General features: G+C 31.7%; 18 protein-coding genes. 6 read left to right on the top strand and 12 right to left on the bottom strand.

Going from position 1 to position 21329, the window contains the following annotated elements; all coding sequences use genetic code 11:
- Positions 1–105 precede the first annotated feature (105 nt).
- Entirely contained in the window at positions 106–3630 is a 3525-nt protein-coding gene (gene nifJ, locus J3477_RS19945; RefSeq protein ID WP_206871723.1) for a pyruvate:ferredoxin (flavodoxin) oxidoreductase, read from the top strand.
- A 69-nt stretch (positions 3631–3699) separates the two neighbouring features.
- Here the strand turns inward: nifJ and J3477_RS19940 are convergent, their stop codons facing one another.
- The 6 genes from J3477_RS19940 to ltaE form a co-directional block, all read right to left on the bottom strand.
- Complete coding sequence (locus J3477_RS19940; protein ID WP_206871721.1) at positions 3700–3867, bottom strand: CDIF630_02480 family spore surface protein; 168 nt, start codon at positions 3865–3867, stop codon at positions 3700–3702.
- A gap of 326 nt (positions 3868–4193) precedes the next feature.
- Entirely contained in the window at positions 4194–6506 is a 2313-nt protein-coding gene (locus J3477_RS19935) for an SH3 domain-containing protein (protein WP_206871719.1), read from the bottom strand.
- Positions 6507–6720: 214 nt separating this feature from the next.
- Complete coding sequence (locus tag J3477_RS19930) at positions 6721–7737, bottom strand: dienelactone hydrolase family protein (protein WP_206871717.1); 1017 nt, start codon at positions 7735–7737, stop codon at positions 6721–6723.
- Positions 7738–7872: 135 nt separating this feature from the next.
- Positions 7873–9009, bottom strand: coding sequence for an amidase domain-containing protein (locus J3477_RS19925; RefSeq protein ID WP_206871715.1), 1137 nt, complete (start codon positions 9007–9009; stop codon positions 7873–7875).
- A gap of 123 nt (positions 9010–9132) precedes the next feature.
- Positions 9133–10029 (bottom strand): M15 family metallopeptidase, encoded by an 897-nt coding sequence (locus tag J3477_RS19920; RefSeq protein ID WP_206871713.1) that lies wholly within the window; start codon positions 10027–10029, stop codon positions 9133–9135.
- Between the two features lie 305 nt (positions 10030–10334).
- The gene (gene ltaE, locus J3477_RS19915) at positions 10335–11369 is read right to left on the bottom strand and encodes a low-specificity L-threonine aldolase (protein ID WP_206871712.1); all 1035 of its coding nucleotides are present in this window, start codon (positions 11367–11369) and stop codon (positions 10335–10337) included.
- Positions 11370–11529: 160 nt separating this feature from the next.
- Between ltaE and J3477_RS19910 the strand changes: the two genes are divergently transcribed.
- Both J3477_RS19910 and mgrA read left to right on the top strand, forming a co-directional pair.
- Positions 11530–11790 carry a thioredoxin family protein gene (locus J3477_RS19910; protein ID WP_206871710.1) on the top strand — a complete coding sequence of 87 codons (261 nt, stop codon included), beginning with the start codon at positions 11530–11532 and terminating at the stop codon, positions 11788–11790.
- A gap of 257 nt (positions 11791–12047) precedes the next feature.
- The gene (gene mgrA / locus J3477_RS19905) at positions 12048–13040 is read left to right on the top strand and encodes an L-glyceraldehyde 3-phosphate reductase (protein ID WP_206871709.1); all 993 of its coding nucleotides are present in this window, start codon (positions 12048–12050) and stop codon (positions 13038–13040) included.
- Positions 13041–13200: 160 nt separating this feature from the next.
- On the opposite strand, the gene J3477_RS19900 is transcribed toward mgrA, so the two are convergent.
- The 5 genes from J3477_RS19900 to J3477_RS19880 form a co-directional block, all read right to left on the bottom strand.
- Positions 13201–14277 (bottom strand): ABC transporter permease, encoded by a 1077-nt coding sequence (locus tag J3477_RS19900; RefSeq protein ID WP_206871707.1) that lies wholly within the window; start codon positions 14275–14277, stop codon positions 13201–13203.
- Between the two features lie 2 nt (positions 14278–14279).
- The gene (locus J3477_RS19895; RefSeq protein WP_206871705.1) at positions 14280–15416 is read right to left on the bottom strand and encodes an ABC transporter permease; all 1137 of its coding nucleotides are present in this window, start codon (positions 15414–15416) and stop codon (positions 14280–14282) included.
- Between the two features lies 1 nt (position 15417).
- On the bottom strand, positions 15418–16362 hold the full coding sequence (locus J3477_RS19890; protein WP_206871703.1) for an ABC transporter ATP-binding protein: 945 nt from the start codon (positions 16360–16362) through the stop codon (positions 15418–15420).
- Between the two features lie 295 nt (positions 16363–16657).
- Positions 16658–17314: a response regulator transcription factor gene (locus J3477_RS19885; RefSeq protein WP_206871701.1), complete on the bottom strand. Its 657-nt coding sequence runs from the start codon at positions 17312–17314 to the stop codon at positions 16658–16660.
- Between the two features lie 21 nt (positions 17315–17335).
- The gene (locus J3477_RS19880; RefSeq protein ID WP_206871699.1) at positions 17336–18499 is read right to left on the bottom strand and encodes a sensor histidine kinase; all 1164 of its coding nucleotides are present in this window, start codon (positions 18497–18499) and stop codon (positions 17336–17338) included.
- A gap of 155 nt (positions 18500–18654) precedes the next feature.
- On the opposite strand from J3477_RS19880, the gene J3477_RS19875 reads away from it, so the two are divergent.
- On the top strand, positions 18655–19077 hold the full coding sequence (locus tag J3477_RS19875; protein ID WP_206871859.1) for a Fur family transcriptional regulator: 423 nt from the start codon (positions 18655–18657) through the stop codon (positions 19075–19077).
- A 170-nt stretch (positions 19078–19247) separates the two neighbouring features.
- Positions 19248–19724: a Dps family protein gene (locus J3477_RS19870; protein WP_206871697.1), complete on the top strand. Its 477-nt coding sequence runs from the start codon at positions 19248–19250 to the stop codon at positions 19722–19724.
- Between the two features lie 263 nt (positions 19725–19987).
- On the opposite strand, the gene J3477_RS19865 is transcribed toward J3477_RS19870, so the two are convergent.
- On the bottom strand, positions 19988–20545 hold the full coding sequence (locus J3477_RS19865; protein WP_206871695.1) for a rubrerythrin family protein: 558 nt from the start codon (positions 20543–20545) through the stop codon (positions 19988–19990).
- 173 nt (positions 20546–20718) lie between these two features.
- On the opposite strand from J3477_RS19865, the gene J3477_RS19860 reads away from it, so the two are divergent.
- The gene (locus J3477_RS19860; RefSeq protein ID WP_206871693.1) at positions 20719–21315 is read left to right on the top strand and encodes a superoxide dismutase; all 597 of its coding nucleotides are present in this window, start codon (positions 20719–20721) and stop codon (positions 21313–21315) included.
- Positions 21316–21329: the final 14 nt, after the last annotated feature.

The raw sequence follows: 21329 nt of genomic DNA, 5'->3' as shown, positions 1-21329 counted from the left end.
ATATTTCATGCTATTTTCTTTATTTTTTATGCATTTATTAGTAATAACTAGTAGATACTATGAAAGTACGCATATTCAGATCGATATTAAAAGGAGGTACTTTCTGTGACTAAAGTTATGAAAACAATGGATGGAAATCAAGCTGCTGCTGAAGCATCTTATGCTTTTACAGACGTTGCAGCTATATATCCAATAACACCTTCTACACCTATGGCAGAAGGAGTTGATGAATGGGCTGCTCATGGAAAAAAGAATATATTTGGTCAGCCAGTTAGAGTAGTAGAAATGCAATCAGAAGCTGGAGCTGCTGGGGCAGTACATGGTTCCTTAGCTTCCGGAGCTTTAACTACTACATATACAGCTTCTCAAGGATTACTTCTAATGATACCTGTACTTTATAAAGTAGCTGGTGAATTATTACCTGGAGTATTTCATGTAACAGCTAGAGCTATAGCTACCCATGCGCTATCCATATTTGGTGATCACCAAGACGTAATGGCTACTAGACAAACAGGTGTTGCTCTACTGGCATCTTCGAATGTTCAAGAAGTAATGGACTTGACAAATGTATCACATCTAGCATCAATTAAAAGCAGAATTCCATTCTTGCACTTTTTTGATGGTTTTAGAACATCTCATGAATATCAAAAAATAGAGCCAATAGCTTATGAGGATGTTGCAAAACTAGTTGATTACGATGCGATAAAACAATTTAGAGCTAGAGCTCTTAATCCTGAGCATCCAACAATAAGAGGAACTGCTCAGAACCCAGATATATATTTCCAAGAAAGAGAAGCTGCAAATAAATTTTACGAACAAGTTCCTGATATAGTAGAAAACTATATGAGAGAAATAGAAAAAATTACAGGAAGAGCTTATCATCCATTTGATTACTATGGAGACCCTAATGCAGAAAATATAATAGTTGCTATGGGATCAGTTTGCGATACTATTGAAGAAACAATTGACTATCTTAAAGGAAAAGGTGAAAAGGTCGGGGTTGTAAAAGTTCATCTTTATAGACCATTCTGTCAAAATTATTTTATGAATGCTGTTCCTAAGACTGTGAAGAAAATTTCAGTTTTAGATAGAACTAAAGAACCTGGTGCTCCAGGTGAACCTTTATATCTTGATGTATGTAATGTATTCTATAACAATGCTATGAAACCTACTATAGTTGGTGGTAGATATGGATTAGCTTCAAAAGATACTACACCATCTCAAATAATAGCAGTATTCAATAATCTAAAGCAAAATGAGCCTAAAAATGGATTTACTATTGGTATAGTTGATGATGTTACAAACACTTCTCTTCCAGAAGAAGATCTCATAGACACTACACCAGAAGGGACTATTAGCTGTAAGTTCTGGGGATTAGGATCTGATGGTACTGTAGGCGCTAATAAAACTGCTGTAAAGATTATTGGAGATAATACTGATTTATTTGCTCAAGCATATTTTTCCTATGATAGTAAAAAATCTGGAGGAAGTACTATATCTCATTTAAGATTTGGAAAACAAAGAATCAAATCTCCATATCTTATATACAATGCTGACTATATTGCATGCCACAATAAATCATTTATATATAATTTTGATGTACTAAAAGGGTTAAAGAAGAATGGTTCCTTCGTACTTAATTGTCCATGGACTGGCGAAGAATTAGAGAAAAGATTACCTGCTTCTTTAAAGAAATATATAGCTGAAAATAACATAAACTTCTATGTCATAGATGCAATAGCTATTGCTCAATCTATAGGTCTAGGCGGAAGAATAAATATGATAATGCAGTCTGCTTTCTTCAAACTAGCTAATGTGATTCCTGTAGAACAAGCTGTTGACTTGCTAAAGAAATCCGTTGAAAAAACCTATGGCAAAAAAGGTGAAAAAATAGTAAAAATGAATCAAGCTGCTATCGATCAAGGTATCGGAGCTCTCAATAAAGTTGATGTTCCTGATTCTTGGAAGACAGCTACTGATGAATTAGGATCTATAAAAGAAGAACCTGCTTTTGTTAAGAACCTTCAAAGACCAATGGCTAGAAATGAAGGTGACGCGCTTCCTGTAAGTGCGTTTAGCGGTATGGAAGATGGAACTTTCCCTGTTGGAACTACTGCATACGAAAAACGTGGTATAGCAGTTGTCATTCCTGAATGGCAGATAGATAAATGTATCCAATGTAATCAATGTGCTTACGTATGTCCTCATGCTGTAATAAGAGCTAGTCTTTTAGACCAAAATGAAAAATCGAAAGCTTTAGATACCTTTGAAACCAAGAAGGCTGTAGGAAAAGGGCTCGAAAACTTAGAATTCCGTATACAGGTAAGTCCTCTTGATTGCACTGGCTGCGGAAACTGTGCAGATATCTGTCCTGCACCAGGAAAAGCATTAATTATGAAGCCTGCTGATGAACAAATCCAGTTACAAGCTGAAAACTGGGAATTCTCTTTGTCAGTTACTAATAAAGATAATTTAATGGATAAAAAGACTGTAAAGGGTAGCCAATTTGTAAAACCACTATTAGAGTTCCATGGTGCATGCCCAGGTTGCGGAGAAACTCCATATATAAGACTTTTAACTCAATTATTTGGTGACAGAATGATGATAGCCAACGCTACAGGATGCTCATCAATTTGGGGTGGAAGTGCTCCAGCAATGCCTTATACAACAAATGCTTTGGGAAAAGGTCCATCTTGGGGTAACTCTTTATTTGAAAACAATGCTGAATATGGTTTCGGTATGTACTTAGCTGTAAAACAAATGAGAGCTAGAATAGCTCAGCTTATGGATGAGTACTTAAAGAGCGGTAAAAGTGAAAATGTTAAATCTACTTTCAATGCTTGGTTAGAAGCAATGGAAGATGGTGATAAGTCTAGGGAAGTTTCAGAAAAGGTTCTAGCTGCAATACAATCAGAAGACTTTAATAACGACCCAGCACTTAAAGAGATTTTAGATAAAAAAGACTACCTAGTTAAAAAATCTCACTGGTTCATAGGTGGAGATGGCTGGGCTTATGATATAGGTTATGGCGGCCTAGATCAAGTAATTTCTAGCGGTGAAGATGTTAATATATTTGTAATGGATACAGAAATTTACTCTAATACAGGAGGTCAATCTTCTAAGTCTACGCCAACTGCCGCAGTTGCTAAGTTCGCTGCTGGTGGAAAGAAATCTAAGAAGAAGGATCTCGGTGCTATGGCTATGACTTATGGCAATGTGTATGTAACACAAATTGCTATGGGAGCAAATATGAATCAAACAATAAAAGCTATAGCTGAAGCTGAAGCTTATAAAGGTCCTTCTCTTATAATAGCGTATGCACCATGTATAAGTCATGGTATAAAGACAGGTATGGGAACAAGTATGGCTCAAGAAAAGAAAGCCGTAGAAGCAGGTTATTGGCATCTTTATAGATATAATCCTCTTCTTAAAGAAGACGGAAAAAATCCATTTGTATTGGATTCTAAAGAACCAACACAACCTTATAAAGAATTCTTACATAGTGAGGTTCGTTATACATCCTTGATGACTGTGTTCCCTGATGCCGCTGAGCATGCATGGGAACTAGCTGAGAAGGATGCTAGAGAACGTTATGAAACCTATAAACGTCTAGCAGAGCAGACTTATTAATCAATAAATTAAAGTATCTGTATCAGTAAAATTAAAAAGAGAGAACCTAAGGTTCTCTCTTTTTAATTATTATTTTTGATTTGTATCCACCCAACTTTTTGCATTTCTAACATCTAATTCACTGGGAATTTCAACCTTAGAAACTTCTTTAGTTTCTGCTATATTAGCCCATGCAGCTGTATCGTGTCTCTCTATAGGTTTTACCATATTATGTTCCTTATATCTATTATCAGCCATAATAACTAATCCTCCTTTAAAAATTTAATTTTTCGACGTATTAATCTTAATTAATACGTCTATAATCATTGGTTTAAGCTAATCTTAACTGAGAAAGTTTTAAGTTTTAATATTTTAATATATAATATATTGTTGCTTAAAAAAAGATTAGTATTCATTTACGTATTGGCTGCTTTACAGGTAATTACCTATTGTCACAAATTAAATCCTACATTATTATAATAAGCAAAAAAGTTACCCATAAATTAATATGAATAACTTTTATTTTAAAAATTACATTTAATTTCAAAATGATACTTAAACATAAACTTAACTAGAAAATATAGTTAGTTTATTACTCTTCTTACTCTTCCAATCTTATTCCATGGTACATCTACAACTCTTACAAAGCTCTTAGAATTTGGAGCCTCAATCCATTTTCCATCACCTACGTACATACCTACATGACTTATATCTGAATAGAATAATAAATCTCCAGGCTTAACTTCATCTTTACTTACTTCTTTACCATTATTAATTTGATCGTAAGTAGTTCTTCCTATATTAATTCCTGCTTGTTTAAATCCCCATTGCATAAGACCAGAACAATCAAAAGCTTTGTAACCTTTATTAATAAATTCCGCCGGTATGCTATCATACATTCCGCTAGCAGCCTGGCTAGAAAATGCTTTCTTAAGCAAATCAATAAGGCTTGATGTAATTTCTTGTCCATAGCCTCCATATATATAAGGAGTTCCTATTTGAGTCTTTAATACATTATATACTTCTTTGAATGCATTACTTGTAGTTTCACTTCCTGATGTACTTGTTTCAGATACTACCTTAACATAAGCTTTGCTTACATATCCAGTCTTTCCATTGAAGTCTACGTTGAACCAATCCCCAGAACTGCTTAATATTTTAAACGTCTGATTAGGAAGTATATATGCTACTACGCTTGAGTCACTGCTTGCTTTACTTCTTAATCTAAGATTTGTTGTAACATTATAAACCATACCAGTTTGAACTGTTACTTGAGGAGTTTGTGGTTGCTGTGTTGTAGGAACTTGAGTTGTTGGTTGTTGTACTACTGGCGCATTTTGAGAATCTGCTGGCTTTTGTCCAGTAATTATATTAGAGGTTTCTGTGACCTTTACATACTGCTTACTCACATAACCAGTTCTATTCGCAACCTGTATATAGTACCAATCTCCGCTAACATCTTTAATATCAATAGTTTGTCCATTATATAAATAGCCAATAATTGCTGAATTTGTATTGGCACTTTGTCTTATTCTTAAAGTAGTACTTATATCTATAACTTGTCCTTTAGAAGGCTTTACTACAGTATTTGTATTCGTTGGCTGATTATTTTGTTGGTTTGTATTTGATTGATTAGTATTATTACTTGAATTTTGATTATTATTAGCTGGCGTACTTGTATCAGTTGTAGCGCTAATTTCCTTAACATAATCCTTATGAACATATCCAAGTTTGTCATTAACCTTTATATAATACCAATCTCCGCTCTTTTCTTTTATATCAAAAGCTTGTCCATTATTTAAATAACCTATTACAGCCGATCCTATATTAGCTAATTGTCTTATCCTCAAACTTGTGCTTACATTTATAACTTGTCCTCTAGATTGAGTTGTAGTTGGCTGCACTGTTGAAGTTTGAGTAACTTGCGTATTGCTAGTAGAAGCTGGAGGCAATACTACAACAGTTGTAGTTGGTGTTTCCTTTACATAATCCTTATGGATATATCCTAGTTTTCCATTTATGCTTATGTAATACCAGTCACCTGCTATCCCTTTTATATCAAAGGTCTGTCCGTTATTTAAATATGATATAACGGTAGAATCTGCTGAAGCACTTTGCCTCATTCGAAGATTAGTGCTTACATTTATAACTTGTCCTTTTTCGGAACCAGCTTGCTTTATTTCAGTAATATTATTACTACCCTTTATTGTAGTATTTACTCCAATTGCTCTGCCAATAATAGAATAAATTCTTTGACCATATGTAGCTCCAGAATTTAATGCTTGTTCAAAAGAACTATAAGCAGTAGTATCATATCCTGGATATGCCCACTTACCACCTAGTTCTTCCAAACTCTTCGCACTACCTCTTGTAACAAGCTGAAATCTCGGGTCTACTTTTTCATTTTTTAATGGTTCTGTTGATGCATAAGCTTTTAGATGTTGAACTTGAGCTCTAAGCCCTTCTCTTGCATCCTTGAACTTACTGCGGCTTTGATCTGTCCCTACAGCACCTATCCCTGCAAAATTATTATCTTCTGCAGTAACTATACCTTTTCCATCATTATATCTAAAGTATCCAGTCTCTAAAAAAGCCTGAGCTACTACTATATCGCCTCTTACACCTTCTGTTTGAGCTTCTTCGTATGCAATGTTAACAAAATCATCTATAGAAATAGATAACTTATAATTACTTATATTCAAAGACTTAAAGTAATTTATCATTTGTTCTTTGCTTGCCTCTGAGCTTCCCATAATGTTATGGTAGCTTACGGAATTAACTTGAGCTCTTTGAACCTGAGTTTGTTCTGTCGCATGAACATATTGATTTGTAAATCCAATAGTTGATGCTATTGCAGATGTAGCTAATAACAACTGTAATATCTTTTTTCTATTCAACTGATTATCCCCCCACTAAAAACATTTAGTACCCTTTATACATGTGCCAAAATACCACTAATTATGAAATTTTCGAGCATATATAAAGATACATATGCTGCAAAACTGTGATGAATTTTATTACTTCTTATTTAATTATAACTTATAAAGAAATATTTGTGTCCAATTTATGAAAAAAAGTAGTAAATTTAACCACAAAATTTCATATTTAACTTTAATCTTCATTAAAAAAGAAATCTTTATCAAGCTTTAGTTTCTTTTTAACTTGTTTTAAGCTTATTTTATCTGCAATATTTACTTTATATAGGATATATTGAGCTAATAGTATCTCAAAAGGTAACCAGCTGCCATGAGTCATAGGCAGTATATATCTCGATGCTCCCCTCATTTCTCTAAAAAGCGACATTCTACTACCAATAGGAATAACTTCGTCTAACAATGCATCTATAATAGTTACTCTTTCTTTTTTCAGATTACTTGCATAAGATAGCGGATCAATTTTAAAAAGCGGATGTATTTCATCATTGTTAATCAGCTCATTTAACGACATAGCTCTAACGCTTGGCAATTGCCTCTCATAAGTTTCAAACAATCTTTCCTTATCATATAAATAATGTATATCTCTATGATCATCTTTAAATAACTTTCTTGCAAAGCCCGCTGCTGGTGATTGATGTATTATCTTAGGAAAGTAGCCTCCCGTAGTCATAAACATAACTTGATCTATTCTTTTGTCTAAAGAAGCCACAATTGATGAAAGCATTCCACCTAGACAGTATCCCATTATACAATTGTTTTTTGTCCACACTTTCTTTTGATCAAGGTAATCAATTGTACTCATAATATCCACTACAGCATGCTGCCAAAACTTATACATTACTCTTATCTCAGGATATAGAAAGCTTCTTCCACTTACTGAGTCATTTTCAACTCTTGTATAATTTCCAGGTATCACTGGTATGGAACAATAGACCCCTGCAGAGGCCAAGTGAGCCCCCATCCAAAGTAAAAACTTTATATTACGGCTACCTAGTCCATGCAAAAGAATAGCAGATGCTTTTACTTCCTTCTTTGGTTCGAAATTATATACCTCTACTGTTTCGGTTCCAGGTGCTGGGGAACTATATAAAGTTTTAAATCTTGTATAGTTAGCCCTATAGTTACTTCCTTTTAATATATACCCTTCAACGTATTTTATAGTTTTTTTATTATACTCAAAATCTATCCTCATAATAAAATCAACTCTGATTAACAAATATTCTACATACCATTTATATGAATCATCATAATAATAGGTTCATTTATATGAGAATAAATGAACCTATTATTAATGAGCCACTATATAATTTAATTACTATTACATATTTTAATAATGAACCCTTACAAGCCAGTATTTTATCTTTTTATCACTCCAGCCTAAATCCCAAGGAACGTTGTTTCTATCGCTATTGTGACAAGTAACTAAAGCATACCCTTTAGAGTCAGCCCCAGTAACAACTGAAATATGATTTATATCACCCTTTTTCTCATATGCAACAAAATCCCCCGGAAGCAATTTATAAGATGCTTTATATACCTTTTCATAGCTTCCATAAGCTATAACCGAGGCTCTTCCGCTTCCAACCATATAGTTTTTAAACCCATCAGCATTTAACCAAGCTCTTGTTGCACCACTACTATCGTAGGCCCACGCTCCATTCTTTTTAAACTTTCCACCTTCATATAGTATCTGTGACGCAAAGTTTGCACAATCTCCACCTTCTGGATTGTAATCTCTATATTTCTTGTTATACTTAAATTCAAAAGCTTCTTCACTTGCTGCTCCACAATATCTAAATGCATAATCGATAGCACCTTTTCTTCTCTCATCCAGAGTAGAAAAATCTCTTTGAGGCTGAGAAAGTATATGTGTTTTTATAGAGTCTACTTTAAGTTTTTCTAAATCCAAAGAATCTCCAAAAGGATCTTTATACCATTCCTTATTTATAATCCACTTATCCTCTAACTTTGCTAAGCTCATTATGTGATATGTACCTATTCTAAAACTGTTTATTGTATCTGGTTCATTGTCATAGATATACTTGTATTCAGTGGAACAGATAAAGTTAATGGAAGCTTTGGATTGATCACCTCTTACTTTTCTTACAACAACCTTTGGTACTATTTCTACAAACTTTGCCCCTTGCTTTTCTTGCCAATTGTGAAGGTATTGATCTTTCTTTTGCTCATACTCATAAGCCCAAGTTCCATACTTTGTTTTTGTATCATATAATTCCTTAACTAAATTCATGTTACCATCTATTATTGCTTTATTCCTATTATTAAAGATCTCCTGTACTATTGTAGTTGCTTCTTCTTTTGTAATTGGCTTAGCACCTTCGTTCGCAATAGGCTCAGCATTAACTTGCTTTATACCAAAACAAGAACTAAGAATTGTAAGAACCAAAAACAAACTGGATATCTTTATAATCCTATGTTTCTCATAAAATATTTTCTTTAGCATTATAAAACCACCTTTTACACTAATATTTAAGTGATTTAAAAATATAGATTTATCATTCTGTACTTAGTTCTTATCATAAGACTTGAGGATGCTTTTTATACATTGCAAAACATATTAATATATTTATAAACTTTTTTCTATTACATCTATAAATGATTTTATTTTTTCATCATTAACTGGTACTCTGCCCCACCAGTTATCAAACTTCTCTTCTTTATTACCAAAATATTTTGCTTTAATTATAATCTCTGGCCTATACTCGTAGTGAAGTATATCAAAATGTCTCCATTTTCCTCCCCATACAAAATTATTGGCTTCAAATATTTTAGGTATGTCCTTTGTATATCCTTTTATTCTCTTATCTCCTTGCTCTAAAGAAGCCCATTGCCAGTAATCTCTTGAATCTCTATTAAGATCTATTGCTATACCAAAAGCATGAGGACTTAATCTTCCTGTTCCAGCTATTATCCTATAATTATAAGTTCCGTTGAGTGGGTAAATATCTGAAGCTGCCTTACCATTAGACTTAGTTAATTCGTTAAGGGATTTTATCACTGTATTTAGATTACTTGCAGCATTATTTTGTCCATTAAACTGCATTCCTCCTGCCACTGACTTTAAATTTTTTTCTATTTCACCTTTACTATGCCCATATACATCGTGTAATAATTCATAAACTCTCATTCTTCCAGGATCAAATTTATCTGCTACAATACCATCTATTGATTCAAGTGGATAAATCTGTTCGAGCATATCTTGAAGATCTGGATTTTCTAATTTTTGCTCAAAAGTTTTTTGCTTTCTATCGTCATAAACAATCTTTTTACCAGATTTCATAACTATATATACATTTTCATTGCTTTTTTCCACTCCTGTTATATAAGAAGGATATGCCATCATAAGAGTTAGTAAATCCTGCTTCATTGTTATATTATAATCGGGTTCTTTTATTTTAGCTCTTGCCTCATAGGAAAACATTAAACACATTATCAATATTACTGGTATTAGCTTTCTTTTCATAAATATCATCACCCTTTACTAATATTTAAAGTAACCCTAACAGTTTTATTTAAGCTTATACTTAAGAGTTTTATTGAGATTTAAGCTTTACTGCAACAAGCTATTAAAATTTATAAATATAGAAAAAAGCCTTAATGTTATATTCTTTAACATTAAGACTTTCATTTATATATTTTCCACATAATAAATTCATATGTGTAGGTATATTTACCATAATTCCCAATACTACATTTATAATTGTTTTTACATTTAATTAAAATATCGTATATAGTAACCTATAGGCTTCAAAAGACTATTAATTGAAGCTACTTATTCAAAAAATTTTTCAAGGTATTTATAGTATAATCTATATCTTTTTTTGAAACCCAGTAATGAGTAACAAATCTTAGCTTTCCGCCTTCTTGTCCATTTATTTTTATATTACTATCATTAAAGTATTTAACTATTTTATCTGATATATATTCAACCTTATCCATAGTGAAAAAAACCATGTTTATATCTAAGGTATCTCTATCTACTTTAACTCCATCAATTTTATCAAGTTCATCTGCTAGGTACACTGCATTCTCATGATCCTCACTAAGCCTTTTGGTCATGTCCTTTAAAGCAATTAAACCTGCTGCTGCTAAGAAACCAGCTTGTCTAAGCCCACCACCCATTAATTTTCTCTTTTTTCTAGCCTTATCTATGAATTCCTTGCTACCTGCTAGCATAGATCCTACCGGTGCACAAAGACCTTTAGATAAACAAAACATTACTGAGTCACAATATTTTGTTATTTCTCTAGCTTCAACCTTCAAGAATGACGCAGCATTAAATAATCTAGCTCCATCTAGATGAACCTTAAGATTAGCCTCTTTCGCTATTTTACTTATCTCTCTCATATAGTCTAAATCTACTACAGCTCCATTGGAATAAGCATTCTCAACACAAATTAATGATGTTTCTGGAAAATGAATATCTTCAGTTCTTATAGTAGCTGTTATTTTATCTAAATTCATTCTTCCTCCATCTGTAGGAAGAGCTCTTAATTGCACTCCTGCTATAACAGCTGCTGCTCCAACTTCATGAGCTACTATATGGCAATCTTCTCCGAGAATAACCTCTTCTCCTCTTCTACAATGAGTAAAAAGAGCTAATTGATTACCAAAGGTTCCACTTGGTACAAACAATGCTGCTTCCATTCCTACTAGTTCTGCAGCATATTTTTCAAGTTCATTTATTGTAGGGTCATCACCGTATACATCATCTCCAACCATTGCTTTGAACATAGCCTCTCTCATTGCTTCTGTTGGCTGTGTTACTGTATCACTTCTTAAATCAATAAATCTTTTTGACATAACCTTGCCTCCCCAAATACAAAACTAAGCACTACTATATAATAAGTAATTACCCTTAATATAGATGTACATCTTTAATAATAACACACTACAATATTGATAAAAACTTAAATATAGAGGTATAATATATAAAAATTACTTATTAAGGTGGTGAGATTATATGAGACCAGTACTATTTTTCATGATGAAATCATGTCCTTACTGCAAGCAAGCAGTAAACTGGATGAAAGAGCTTGAACAAGAGAATCCAGCATATTCAGATATAGAAATAAAAACTATTGATGAAAATTTAGAACCAGATATAGCAAACCAGTACGATTATTATTATGTACCAACTTATTACATTAACGGAGAAAAGGTACATGAGGGCGTTGCTACAAAAGAAAAAATAAAGCAAGTATTTGATACTGCATTATTATAGAACATATGATTATCTTTATAAATGAAAAAATACCTTTCAGCAGAACAAGCTTGAAGGGTATTTTTTATTGAGATATCTTTAGCATATGTCCTTCGATATTAATTAGCCTTTTAGATACAATTCATTAATCTATATTAACATATGTAAAATATATACTTTGTATATGTATAATGGTATAATGTAAACATTATCAATACATTTTGCATGTTTATGAAAAATTATCTTTTATAAATATTCATATTAAAGGGGGAAAACTCATGGCACATACTCCATCAAGCTCAAGATACAATAATATGAAATATAATAGATGTGGGAAAAGCGGTCTAAAGCTACCTGCAATATCTCTTGGTTTATGGCATAACTTCGGTGGCGTAGACACCTTAGAAAACCAAAAAAGATTAATAACTACATCTTTTGATTTAGGAATAACACATTTTGATTTAGCAAACAACTACGGACCACCTCCAGGATCTGCTGAAGAGAACTTTGGAAGAATTCTTCACTCTGAGCTTTCTGGTTATAGAGATGAATTAGTTATATCTACAAAAGCTGGCTACGGAATGTGGGCAGGCCCTTATGGTGACTGGGGATCAAGAAAATATTTAATATCAAGTTTAGATCAAAGCTTGAAGAGAATGAATTTAGATTATGTAGATATATTCTATTCTCACAGACCAGATCCAAATACTCCTGTTGAAGAAACTATGATGGCCTTAGATCAAGTGGTTAGACAAGGTAAAGCTTTATATGTAGGTATATCAAACTATAGTGCAGAACAAACAGCAAAAGCTTCTAAGATATTGAAGGAGCTTGGAACTCCTTGCCTTATTCATCAGCCAAGATATTCAATGTTTGATAGATGGATTGAAAACGGACTTCAAGAAGTTTTAGAAGAAGAAGGCATAGGATCTATAGCATTTTGTCCTCTAGCACAAGGATTATTAACAAATAAATATATCAATGGAGTTCCTCAGGATTCTAGAGCTGCTAACCCAACGTCTCCGTTCCTAAACTCTGATGCAATAACTATAGAAAAGGTTGAAAAAATAAAGAAACTTAATGATATAGCCCAAAACAGAAATCAATCTCTCGCTCAAATGTCACTTGCTTGGGTTTTAAGAAATGGTAAAGTTACCTCTGCACTTATAGGTGCAAGTAAAGTTTCTCAAATCATAGAAAATGTTCAGGTAGTAAATAATCTAGATTTCTCTGGAGAAGAGCTTAGATTAATAGATGAAATCACTAAATAATTTATTTAAATAGGTTTAGTTTTTTATTATGGAGGTATTACTCTGTAATAGACTTTATATTAAAAGAACTCTGCTCACAACCCAGCAGAGTTCTTTTAATAGCCTTAATACTTAGCTATCATATCTTTTACTATTACAATCCAAATTATTTAAATACAAATTAAGCGATTCTCTTAACTTTAAAGGTTCCTGCAGTGAATAATACAATTGAGAATAATACCACTATCAATGCATACTCTGGTTTTTGAGTATTTATTGATTGTAATGCCCAGTATTGAGGAGTAAACTTTGAAAATGCTGTAACAGACTTAGGCAAAAAGTCATAAGGCATAAAACTTCCACCAACAAAACATGTTACTCCTACAATTATTTGTAATACTACGTTGATATAGTTCTCCTTCTTTACTACTCTGGTCACTAGGATTCCAAGACTTAATGATACTAGCGCTAAACAAATTATATTTAGAATAGCTATAGGCGCTTTTGAAAGCATACTAGGAGAATTTACTAAAGCACTTAATATATAAATCGAACTATAGGATAATGCAGATATTATGAATAGCGCCCCTAATATAGCTCCTATTATAACTCCTGGCTTATTAGCTGTAGTAAAACTTCTCACAATTATATTTTGCTCATTTAGGTGAAATAGATCCATCGATATACCAATAGAGCTGAATAAGGCAAAGCTAATTATTAAATTTAGAACCATAGCATCTCCAAAATTAGCCTTGTCTTTTCCTACTACTGAAATATTAGCTTCCTTATAATTTAAAGCTTTCAAATTTATATCTTTTCCATTACTTTTAAACTCATTTTTTAGTAACATATTATTTATGAGCGAATCCGCATTTAATTGAAAATTTCCTAAATCAGAACTACTTCCAAGCTTATAAGAAATTATTTGAGGCTTTTCACCTTTTTCAATCTTATCAGAGAAATCTTCAGGCATTTCATAGAATACACTTATATTTTTCTTTTTTAGTTTTTCAGTTGCCGTATTTTTATCATATATTTTAATCTTAGTATTAGTTTGTATTTCTTGAACGAATTCATTACTATAGCTTCCTTTATCGCTGTTTACAATAATATTCTCATTATCAACTCCAATTAGACTCTTAAATAAAAACCCAAAGGCTAAAACCACTATAAATGGAACAATAATAGTCGCTATAATAGTGCTTTTACTTTTAGTCAATCTCTTTAGATTACTTTTTAATAATATGAAAAAACTCATAGTTAATCCTCCCATGCAATATTAACTTTAACAAAACTTACAACTAGAAATATTACCGCTACTAAAAGCATAAGCATAATCTGATTTAAGCCACCATTACTTCCTTCAATTATAGCCAAGTTCTTATAAGAATTAAGTATCAAGGAATTTGGAGAAAAATTAGATATTATTTTAAGCACACTTGCGTCAGTCATGTCAACACTATAGAAAACTCCTCCAATCATTAGTGGTAAAGCTGTAATCACAGTAATTATTGAGTTACTTACTTTCTCACTTTTTACAAAAGCTATTATCAGACCTATAACAGATGCTTGAAGCAAGCTTTGAAAAATAACTGCAACTAATATCCATACTATTGAAGTAGTGAAAGCTATTCCTAAGATTTTATTTATCATCACATATACTATATTTATAAAAAATACTATTATAAAAGAGGAGCTTAAATATCCTGCTAAATAATTAGCTTTTTTATTAGGGGTAGAGAAACTCCTTCTTAGTATTCCAACTCGCTTCTCTTTGTAGAACAATTTTACTAAGGTAAGCATTATCATAACTGACGAGAAACTAAACATTGATATGGTGTAATATTCTCTTGCTCCTAAGGACTTGTAGCCTTCTATTATTCTTTCCTTGACGGAAGGCACCTTTTGCACATCCTGAAGTTTTCCAATTATTTTACTAGTAAGTGTTTTCTTTTCTTCATCATTTAAACTAATACTATCTATATTTTTATAGATAACCTTATATTGATTAATATTTTCAGTAAAAGTTCTCATAAATCCTTGAACCATATCTAAGGCACTATCAGATCCTGTTACTTTTTCTATTCTTATGTCATTAAAAGCTTTATCTATTATAACTCTACACTTTATATCATCTTTGGCATCACTATTTATAAAATTTTTAACTTCTTTTGTATCTAGCATTGTTTCTAATGCTTTTCCCTCTTGTGAAGTTTTATCATATTTAAATTCAACTTTTACAGGTTCAAAGGAACTTTTACCAGCGAACAGATCCTGTTGCATAACACCATAAACATAAGCTGCTATCATAGGACAGATTATAAATAACACAAATATTATTCTGTTTTGCCTAATAAAAGATATTAGATTTTTTCTTATCTCTGCTGCTAAATTCATTTTACTTCTCCTCATCCCTTAGATTTCTGCCTGTAAGTGTTAAGAACACTTCTTCTAGATTAGGTTCCTCTATTCCTATATTCTTTACTGCAACCTTGTACTCTGCTATAGCGTCCAAGATCTCATTTATAGTAAGTGCTTCATTGCATATCACTTTGACTTCGTCACCTAAAACTTCAGTGCCTCTTATATTAGGAAGCTTCTTTATTGCAAAAGCTAATTCCTCCAGTCTTCCTTGAGCTTTTATCTTAATTACCTTATCACTGATTACCATCCTCTTTAATTCTTCTTTACTTCCATATGCTACTTCCTTACCTAAATCTAATATAAGAATGTTGTCGCAGAGAAGTTCAACTTCTTCCATATAGTGAGATGTATATATTATTGACGTACTATATTCCTTATTCATCCTCTTAACAACTTCAAAAATATGATTTCTTGATTGTGGGTCTACACCTACAGTTGGCTCATCCATTATTAATACTTCTGGATGGTGCATCATTGCCGCAGCTATATTTAATCTTCTCTTCATTCCTCCTGAGTATTTTTTTACTGGATTTTTTAAATGATCCTTAAGCGCTGATATTTCTATAGCTTCATCTATTCTATCCTTAAGCATCTTTCCTCTTAATCCATAAAGACCTCCCCAGTATTCTAAGTTTTCCTTTGCATTTAAACCTTCAAATAATGCAATTTCTTGAGGAACTAAACCGATTCTTTCTTTTGCTTTAATTGTTTCTTTACTTATATCATTACCGCCTATTATCACTTGGCCCTTATCCATCTTTAAGAGCCCAACCATCAAGTTTATTAATGTAGATTTTCCAGCTCCGTTAGGTCCAAGGAGCCCAAATATTTCACCCTTCTTTATGTTAAATGAAACATTATCTAAAACAAGCTTATCGTTAAACCTCTTTGTTATATTATTTACTTCTACAATATTCATTTTATTATCCTCCTTATATTGAACAGTTAAGCCTTTTTATCTCCTCAAAGCTAACTTTATTTAATTCTTATCTATGAGTTAATTATATACTGCTTCCTATTTATTACATATTAGCCTAGGTCATCATATTGAATGACTTAAGTCATTTATACTTATGCTATTTGATATTTTTCAAATAGATACAACTATACAATTAATAATTTTATACCCATCAACCATATTGAATAAAAGCAATCTATAGATGTAGTAAATTCATAAAAATAATTGAGGTCAGGAATTTCCTGACCTCAAAATTTTACTTGATTAAGTTATTTTTGAAAGCAAATATAGCTATTTGAGTCCTATCTCTTAAAGCTAATTTGGAAAGTATAGTAGTTATGTTATTCTTTATAGTTCCTTCTGTAAGATACATTTTTTCTCCAATTTCTTTATTGGAGAGTCCATTTGCTATCTCTTCTATTATAATTAACTCTCTTTCTGTGAGTCCTGTTTCTTCTTTTAATTTCTTCTTTATTAAAGAATCATCTTTATCATTTTCTTTAACTACAAGCTTAGATACTATATCTGGGTGGACAACTATATTTCCTCCAAACGCAGCCTTAATTCCACCATATATCAAATCATAAGAACTATCCTTTAGTAAATATCCAGATGCACCATTCTTCAAAGCATCCTCTATGTATTCACTATCTTTAAAAGTAGTAAGTATAAGTATTTTTGTATCACTATTTAATTGATTAATAAGTTTTGTCCCCAATACTCCATCGCAGTTATCCATTCTTATGTCCATTAGCACTACATCAACCTTATTTGATTTACAAAATTCATAAGCTATATGTCCATCTTCACATAATGCCAATACCTCTATATCTTCATAGGTTGAAAGTATTATTTTTAAACCTTCTCTTATCAACTTTTCATCATCTACTATAATTATTTTTATCTTATCCAACTATAAAACCTCCAACATATTTTATACTTCATCTAAACTCAACTTACCTTTATCCATAGTAACAATAAGTTCAAAGCCTTTATTAATCTCAGTAAAGTATTCTATAGTTCCTCCCCAAACAGAAACTCTTTCTTTTATACTAGAAAGTCCAACACCAGGTACCACATCATTGCAGCCATTACCGTTATCTTTTAGATGCATTCTAAAATAATCATCTAAGAAATTTAAAAACACTCTTATTTCTGTTGCTTTTCCATGTCTTACTGAGTTCGATAGAAACTCTTGAATTATTCTATATATAACCATGGTTTGATCTGAATTTAGTTTCCATACGTTATCAGACACTCTAAACCTAACTTTTACCGCAGTGAGTTTTTCAAAGTTTTTAATCATTTCAGAAATAGCTATTACACCTTCATACTCTTCTAGCTCTCGTGGTTTCATGGCTCTTACTGCAGCTCGTACTCGTTCCATACTTTCCTTAGAGAATTGGCCTAGATTTTTAGCCATTTGGCTAGCTGTTTCTCCATCTTTCTCTGATATCTTTTCTATCGCTCCAAGCTGAATTATTATAGTAGATAAGGCATGCCCAACATTGTCGTGAATTTCCCGTGATACTCTATTTCTTTCCCTTAAAAGCGTTATCTCTTCTATTGTGTTCGCATAAGCTTCAAGTTCCATATTAACCTTTTTTAATTCTTCATCTTTTTCTCTTAATTTATCATATAAATCCTGAGCTTCTATTTTTCTATACTCTTCATCCTTAACCTTATCCAAAATTATAATTAAAGGTACTGATACTATGACCCATCCAAGTATTTTATCTAAGTTTTGGTTATATAATAGAGTAACAACAAATAAAGCATAGAATATCCAGTACATCTTTTTCAGGTTATATATTATATCTAATAGAGGTAATACAAAAATAAACTCACCAAAGATCCCACCTAAGCTATATAATTTATATGCCAATAAAGTTTCAATAGTAATAGATATAATTATAAATATATATTTCCTAGGTAACATGAAATACCTTACTTGATTATTTATTATAAATAACAATAAAAATACTATGTGAAAAACATCTATTCTATCTCCATTATGTGAAAAAGCTAATATGAATATAAAAATATATATGTACCTTAAAAATATTATTGATTTTTCCTGCTCAAATTTACTAGACATATATCCTCCTAAAATTTTCATATTATCTTTATATAGTACAACTTAATAACAATTATAACTAGTATGTTTCATTGACAATTTAAAAAATTTACCATTATTAAATTAAATATAAGACTGTACTGATTACACTTTAATATAGGAGGTTAATAAATTTGATGAAGATAACCAATATTGAAGCTTACTTAAGAAAAAATGGTATCAGTCCTTCCTATCAAAGAAAGAGAATTCTTGAATATTTGAATGAAAGACAAAATCATCCTAATGTAAACCAAATTTATGAAGAATTAGTTAAAGATATACCTACTCTTTCAAAAACTACTGTATATAATACTTTAAACATGTTTGTTGAAAAAAAACTTGTAGAGGCTATAACAATAGAGGGAAATGAAATAAGATATGACTTATTTAATCCACAAGGTCATGGACATTTTAAGTGTGAAAATTGTGGCACAGTTTATGATATTGACATGGATATAAATTTTTCTAAGATAAAAAACTTAGAAGGTTTTAAAGTCAAAGAACAATCTTTTCATTTTAAAGGTATCTGCAAAAATTGCTTATGTAATAAAGACAAATAATCAGACCAGTTTTGGTCTGATTTTTATTTTTATTATCATTAAATTAAGGTTAATACAGTATAGTATTAACTTTAATTTAATACTATATTGCGCAAATATTACGAGTACTAAATGGTTATACTTTATTATGTCTTCATATAAAAAACAGTAATTAATAAGGAGGGTTTTTTATGAGCAAAAATTATATTGGTTTAGAGAAAGATGGTTTAGAAACCATAGTTAGAGAATTGAATAAGTATCTTTCAAACTTAAATATTATATATACTAAACTTCACAATCTTCATTGGAATATAAAAGGAGCTGCTTTCTTTGAACTTCACACAAAGTTTGAAGAATATTACGATAAAGTAAATACAGATCTAGATGCTGTTGCAGAAAGAATATTAACTTTAGGTCATACTCCTGCTGCTTCTTTGAAAGAATATCTAAGTCTATCTACAATAGCTGAAAGAGAAAGCAAAGATGTTACACCTGAAGATTCAATAGAAGTCATAAGAAAAGATTTTTCATCATTATTAGAAGCCTCACGAAGTATACTGGCCCTTGCAGACGATGCAAACGACCAAGGTACTGTTGATCTTATGGCAGGATTTATATCTACATATGAGAAAGACTTATGGATGTTAACCGCATTTACAAAAAAATAGATTCCAAATTGAAGTGCTTCATCTTTAGATGAACCACTTAATGATTAAATTTATATTTTCAAATTCTCCTCTCAGAACCCAGAGGAGTTTTGAAAATGGTTTTCGGATTAAAGTGTTTCATCCTTAATAAAAGCACTGCTATATCTATAAAAGATTTAGTAGTGCTTTTTACTGCATAGCTTTAAAATCTAGATTCGTTTTCTAAGACGTCTAGCTTAATAATATACAATCTTTATTTAAACTGTGAAAATCTATTATTTGATTTATTCAAAAGCTTTAAACATATCTTTACTTGCACCACAAATCGGGCACTTTTCAACATTATCACCAATTTCAGTATATCCACAGATTGGGCAAACATAAATTGCAGCTATATCTAAATCTTTTTCTTGTTTTGCAGTATCTTGGGCAAATTCGAATAGCTTAGCATGAACTTTTTCTGCTTCTAATGCATAATGAAAAGTCCTTTGAGCATCTTTTTCTGCTTGATATCTTGCTGTTTCAAGATAAACAGGATACATTTGTTTTATTTCATGTAATTCTCCATCAATAGCACCTTGTAGATTTTCTATTATATTTGTGTGACCAAATACAGCTCCTGCCACAACAGTGTTATCTCCTACTTGTTCTTTCAATACATTAAAGTGATTCTTTGCATGAACCAATTCTGCATAAGCAACAGCTCTAAATAGATTACCAATAGTAGGATACCCATCCTTTTCAGCAGAGTCCCCCCATATAAGGTATCTCATATGAGCCATACTTTCTCCACCATAAGCTGAACGTAAAAAGTCAGCAGTCATTGCATTGTTTACTGCCAATATAGACACATCCTCTCTCAAATTATAATTACATTGGTATTATTAACTACAAGAAAAAATATATACCTGATTATGTAAACCTAATTTGTAATATCCAAACTTATAATTTTGCTTATAACTTTCTATATAGTGGGTAATATATTAGAGATTAAATTTTATTAAGAGGTGATATTATGCCGTATACTTTACCAGATCTACCTTATGCTTATGATGCACTAGAACCACATTATGATCAAGAAACTGTTAAAATTCATCACGACATGCATCATAAAGCTTATGTAGATGGACTAAACAACGCAGAAACAAAACTAGCTGAAGCTAGAGAAAAAGGAGATTTTGCTTTAATAAAACATTGGGAAAGAGAATACGCTTTCCATGGTGCTGGTCATATCCTACATACAATGTTTTGGCAAAACATGAGTCCAAATGGCGGTGGAGAGGCTACTGGAAATCTTGCAGATCAAATTAAAAAGGATTTTGGAAGTTACGATGCTTTTAAAAAACAATTTAGTGCTGCTGCAGTAGCTGTAGAAGGTTCCGGTTGGACTGTTCTTTGCTGGAATAAATTATTTAGCAAATTAGTTATCCTACAAGTAGAAAAGCATCAAAACTTGACTCAGTGGGAAGTATGCCCTCTTCTTATTGTGGATGTATGGGAACATGCTTATTACTTAAAATATCAAAACAAGAGAGCTGGCTTCGTAGAAGCTTGGTGGAATATAGTTAATTGGGAAGACGTTAATAGCAGATTTCAAACTGCATTAAAGTAATAAAGATGATCCAC

This window comes from Clostridium zeae (assembly GCF_017312485.1).
GTDB classification, from domain to species: domain Bacteria; phylum Bacillota; class Clostridia; order Clostridiales; family Clostridiaceae; genus Clostridium_AR; species Clostridium_AR zeae.
Note: the sequence above shows the minus strand (reverse complement) of the source record. Positions and strands in the feature narration are given on the sequence as shown.

Excerpts from the sequence above, each read along its gene's own strand:
- J3477_RS19940 (WP_206871721.1), bottom strand. The coding sequence starts at position 3,867 with ATGGCTGATAATAGATATAAGGAACATAATATGGTAAAACCTATAGAG.
- J3477_RS19930 (WP_206871717.1), bottom strand. The coding sequence starts at position 7,737 with ATGAGGATAGATTTTGAGTATAATAAAAAAACTATAAAATACGTTGAA.
- J3477_RS19925 (WP_206871715.1), bottom strand. The coding sequence starts at position 9,009 with ATGCTAAAGAAAATATTTTATGAGAAACATAGGATTATAAAGATATCC.
- J3477_RS19920 (WP_206871713.1), bottom strand. The coding sequence starts at position 10,029 with ATGAAAAGAAAGCTAATACCAGTAATATTGATAATGTGTTTAATGTTT.
- ltaE (WP_206871712.1), bottom strand. The coding sequence starts at position 11,369 with ATGTCAAAAAGATTTATTGATTTAAGAAGTGATACAGTAACACAGCCA.
- J3477_RS19910 (WP_206871710.1), top strand. The coding sequence starts at position 11,530 with ATGAGACCAGTACTATTTTTCATGATGAAATCATGTCCTTACTGCAAG.
- mgrA (WP_206871709.1), top strand. The coding sequence starts at position 12,048 with ATGGCACATACTCCATCAAGCTCAAGATACAATAATATGAAATATAAT.
- J3477_RS19900 (WP_206871707.1), bottom strand. The coding sequence starts at position 14,277 with ATGAGTTTTTTCATATTATTAAAAAGTAATCTAAAGAGATTGACTAAA.
- J3477_RS19895 (WP_206871705.1), bottom strand. The coding sequence starts at position 15,416 with ATGAATTTAGCAGCAGAGATAAGAAAAAATCTAATATCTTTTATTAGG.
- J3477_RS19890 (WP_206871703.1), bottom strand. The coding sequence starts at position 16,362 with ATGAATATTGTAGAAGTAAATAATATAACAAAGAGGTTTAACGATAAG.
- J3477_RS19880 (WP_206871699.1), bottom strand. The coding sequence starts at position 18,499 with ATGTCTAGTAAATTTGAGCAGGAAAAATCAATAATATTTTTAAGGTAC.
- J3477_RS19875 (WP_206871859.1), top strand. The coding sequence starts at position 18,655 with ATGAAGATAACCAATATTGAAGCTTACTTAAGAAAAAATGGTATCAGT.
- J3477_RS19870 (WP_206871697.1), top strand. The coding sequence starts at position 19,248 with ATGAGCAAAAATTATATTGGTTTAGAGAAAGATGGTTTAGAAACCATA.
- J3477_RS19860 (WP_206871693.1), top strand. The coding sequence starts at position 20,719 with ATGCCGTATACTTTACCAGATCTACCTTATGCTTATGATGCACTAGAA.